Annotated in this window: 4 protein-coding genes; 3 read left to right on the top strand and 1 reads right to left on the bottom strand. The window is 42.3% G+C overall.

Annotated elements, in window-relative coordinates; genetic code table 11:
- The first annotated feature begins 150 nt into the window (after positions 1-150).
- Together B9J84_RS05740 and B9J84_RS05745 are read left to right on the top strand one after the other, a co-directional pair.
- The gene (locus tag B9J84_RS05740) at positions 151-453 is read left to right on the top strand and encodes a YfcZ/YiiS family protein (protein WP_010318562.1); all 303 of its coding nucleotides are present in this window, start codon (positions 151-153) and stop codon (positions 451-453) included.
- Between the two features lie 121 nt (positions 454-574).
- On the top strand, positions 575-1,201 hold the full coding sequence (locus tag B9J84_RS05745; RefSeq protein ID WP_013867989.1) for a hypothetical protein: 627 nt from the start codon (positions 575-577) through the stop codon (positions 1,199-1,201).
- Between the two features lie 58 nt (positions 1,202-1,259).
- Here B9J84_RS05745 and B9J84_RS05750 read toward each other — a convergent pair whose 3' ends face one another.
- The gene (locus B9J84_RS05750) at positions 1,260-2,366 is read right to left on the bottom strand and encodes a 1-acyl-sn-glycerol-3-phosphate acyltransferase (protein WP_026028217.1); all 1,107 of its coding nucleotides are present in this window, start codon (positions 2,364-2,366) and stop codon (positions 1,260-1,262) included.
- Between the two features lie 176 nt (positions 2,367-2,542).
- On the opposite strand from B9J84_RS05750, the gene B9J84_RS05755 reads away from it, so the two are divergent.
- Positions 2,543-3,151 carry a hypothetical protein gene (locus B9J84_RS05755; RefSeq protein WP_017043337.1) on the top strand — a complete coding sequence of 203 codons (609 nt, stop codon included), beginning with the start codon at positions 2,543-2,545 and terminating at the stop codon, positions 3,149-3,151.
- Positions 3,152-3,182 lie beyond the last annotated feature (31 nt).

Genomic DNA, 3,182 nt, shown 5'->3' on the forward strand with positions numbered 1-3,182 from the left:
GCAGTATCACACTCATTAATTCATAACGATGGCTAAAAACTTTCGAACAACCAAAATAAGACGCGATTTACCCCAAACCTGATTGGCTTTTTGTGGCTGATAAACGATTTGCCCGTTAGAATGTCCATACATTTACTAAGAGGATTCACAATGAGTATCGAAAAAGACGTTGATATCCAAGTCTGCGAAGCATGTGGCTGCGCTGGCGAAATTGGCTTTATTATCAAAGAAGGTGATGAAGTTGCCGAAGTGATGGTCATGGCCCCCAACAAAGCTCAGCTAGAAGCTGAATTTGAGAAGTACCTCGCTCTTGCCAAACAGGTTTCAGATAATGTTGAGTTTGAAGTTTCACCGTTAGACGATAACTCTACTGAATTGCATGCACGTTTCAAATTTGAAGTCAGTGCCGAAAAACTTATTTTTGAACTGAAGTCGCGCTCTTTGGCTCGTTAATCTAATTGCTCTTAGCGGGCCTAATCATGGCTCGCTTTTTTATCGCCCAAGCACTTTGCTTTCTCATCCTAGGCAATGCATTATTGAAGCTTAACCGTAATCTGCCGATACTCTAGGTATCGTGTCTTCATCTGCAGGCTTTATGAATAAGTTTTCGCTTTTACTAACATTATGCAACCTTCTCTATGCCTCTTGTGCATGGTCACAGCCGCTCGATCAATATCAAATCCTTAACCACCTTGATAATTATGGCAATCTCTATTTGCGTAATAAACCCTACACAACACTACCCGAAAATCTCACGCTCAAAGGCAACCTAAATATTGCTAAGACATCGATAAAATCCCTGCCTAAGGGCTTGAATGTGCAGGGTAGTTTAGAAGCATCTAATAGCTTGCTAGAGAATATTCCAAAAGGTACCACCATTCGTGGTTATGCGAACTTACTGGGTAGTAAAATCAAATCGTGGCCAATGAGAATCAAGGTCGGTGGTTACCTGAATTTCACGGATACACCGCTTGAAACGCTGCCTGCGAATCTCTTAGTCAAGGGGGATTTGAGCGTAATTCGAACGCCATTAACCCAATTGCCCGAAGGTTTAGTCGTGGAAGGGAGTTTGTTTATTGGCGGTTCCAAAATCACCGAATTTCCTGACACGATGACCGTCAATGGTAATATTTATTTGGGAGGTAATGTCATCAGTAAATGGCCAAGCAAACTGACCCTTGGCGGCGCGGTCGCAAGATAGGCTAGAGAAGAGAAGAGAAGAGAAGAAGCCGTGAGCTCCTCTCTTCATCGTTTAATGATTATTGCTGATTCTTTACTGGGTTGGCGTAGCTATCGAGTAAATAGCGCTGTGCCCCTTCAGGGATTTGGGTCAGCTTGCTTTCTAAGTGAGCGCGGATATCTGGCGTGATATCACTACTTTCTATCCCAGCCGCTAACTTATTGATCGGGAATAATTTGTAGTTTGCGTGAATTTGGCGATCGATCTCTTGCGCCAATGCTTCTGGCGTTTCAAATGCTTGAGTAATCACTTCACCAAAGCCAACATGCACTCGGCCTTTCTCACCGACAATACCTTGGACAATGCTTTCAATATCTTCAAATTCTCCTTTTTCATAACGCCCATGCGTCGCTTTTTCATATAACTCACACGCTTTGGCCATATCACACGGATCGTTTTCATATGAAATCGCGACCGGGACAATTTTGAGCGATTGAATATACTGAGCAAACTCTATTTTCTGCTTGCGCCCTTCCACATGGAACATTTTCAAAATGGCCGGATCGGTAAAATCGTTACCATCTTTTGCTCGTCCCTCTTTTTGCGCTATCCAGATAGAATTTCCAGTTTCAAGTGAGTGTTTAATGTAAGCAGATAAGGTACTGAGCGCTTTCATCATCTCGCGCGGGCCTTTAGCCGAGCGTTTCACAATAAAGCTCTTATTAAGACGCATCAGCTCTGTAGCACAAGGCTTTTTCAATAAGTTATCACCAATCGCAATACGTACAGTTTTATGCCCAGACATATACAGACCATAATTGACCAATGCTGGGTCCATCGCGATATCACGGTGGTTAGAGATAAATAAATAAGCCGTCTGTTTATCCAATTTATCGAGACCACTGAAGGTGACACCTTGTGTCGTTGATTCTAGTGTTTTCGTGAGGTATTTCTTCACTTCAAGTTGGATTGCTTCCACGGACGTGAGTTTGGCCCATTTAAACTTTAAGTATGCTTTTACAAAAGGGCTCAGTATCGATTTTAGCCAAGCAGATCGTTTATCAAAACGATGTTGCAAAATAGCTGAGATAAATTCTTCATCATTGATTAAACGGTCAATAGCCGCTGGAATCTCATCGTCGTTGTAAGGACGGATATCTACATAAGGATCAGTTGTGGTGGTCATATATTCATACATCAAATAAAAAGCTGGCTCATTCTACGCATAGTTGACGTAGCTCGCAGCTACAGTCGTAACAGATTCACTAAGGTCAGACCAGAATAAGGTGATTTTAGTTCGCATATTTGGCATTTTCTGTGAGACAAGGTACTCTTAGCGCCCCAAAATCAGTGAGAAGTACCATGAACTACGCGATTCAATTTGAAGCCTTACTGTCTGCTAACTTAGTTGTCACCCCTCGCAAGAAAGTCATCAAACACAGTTTGATTCGAGTAATGAGCGGATTAGTACTGTGTAAACTTGGCAAACATGAATATTCAGTTGAAGCAAAGCAGAGTTTTTGGATCCCTTTTGACTGTTTATGCTCGCTGACTATTTTTCCTAATACGCAGTGGCAGCGTGTCGATTTTTCAGTACGTTTAACCGCCGATTTTTCCCATCAAGCGGGTTACGTCACCTTATCTGAACTGAGCCAAGCCGCTTGTGATCACCTGAGTCAATGTCAACCTAACGATGAAATCTATTCGCACCTTCTTCATGTACTAAAAAGTGAAGCCACGCATTTTAAACCCAAATTATCGTTAAACAACTTCAGCGAAAAGCTATCAGCGTGGCAACCACATCAAGTAAGTGAGCTACCAATTGAATGTCAAATAGCACTACGTGTTCGTGAGGCACAAAAGCGCAAACTGTCTGGCATCAAGCTGAACCAAATCGTCGATGAGCTTTTCCAAGGAAATGAACAAGAGTGCCAACAACTTGCGCTTTTAGTTCTCGGGCGAAATTTGTAATTTTTCGCTTAAAAATGGATTGTTTACTGGC

Source organism: Vibrio sp. V03_P4A6T147, assembly GCF_002241085.1.
Lineage (GTDB): Bacteria > Pseudomonadota > Gammaproteobacteria > Enterobacterales > Vibrionaceae > Vibrio > Vibrio anguillarum.

Bases quoted from the DNA above. Each gene is read 5' to 3' on its own strand.
- B9J84_RS05740 (WP_010318562.1), top strand. From the start codon at position 151: ATGAGTATCGAAAAAGACGTTGATATCCAAGTCTGCGAAGCATGTGGC.
- B9J84_RS05750 (WP_026028217.1), bottom strand. From the start codon at position 2,366: ATGACCACCACAACTGATCCTTATGTAGATATCCGTCCTTACAACGAC.
- B9J84_RS05755 (WP_017043337.1), top strand. From the start codon at position 2,543: ATGAACTACGCGATTCAATTTGAAGCCTTACTGTCTGCTAACTTAGTT.